General features: G+C 62.6%; 1 protein-coding gene. It reads right to left on the bottom strand.

Translation table 11 applies throughout. The features are described from left to right. Positions 1 to 260: alkaline phosphatase family protein (locus ABY44_RS00200; protein ID WP_431640687.1), on the bottom strand; the 260-nt coding region annotated here is incomplete at its 3' end. Positions 261 to 278: the final 18 nt, after the last annotated feature.

The raw sequence follows: 278 nt of genomic DNA on the forward strand, positions 1-278 counted from the left end.
ATGGCGCTGTCGAACACAGCCTCGCCGTCGACCTCGCTCTCTCGGGGCGATCCGAACGGAGGGTGGAAGTCGTTGTGGTCATAGACCATCCGCGGCTCGATGAAGGCGTACGCGGGGAGCTTCCCGGCCTTCGCCTCGGCGTAGAAGTCCTCCATCGTGCCGAAGTGCTCGGTGCGCCAGTACTTCTCCAGCACCGCCGCATGCAGCATCCCGGTGAACGAGACGAGCTGGAGCTTGTCGATGTAGATCTTCCAGCTCACCTTCTTGTCTTCGAGCCG

It is taken from the genome of Burkholderia sp. ZZQ-2 (genome assembly GCF_050768715.1).
Lineage (GTDB): Bacteria > Pseudomonadota > Gammaproteobacteria > Burkholderiales > Burkholderiaceae > Burkholderia > Burkholderia cepacia.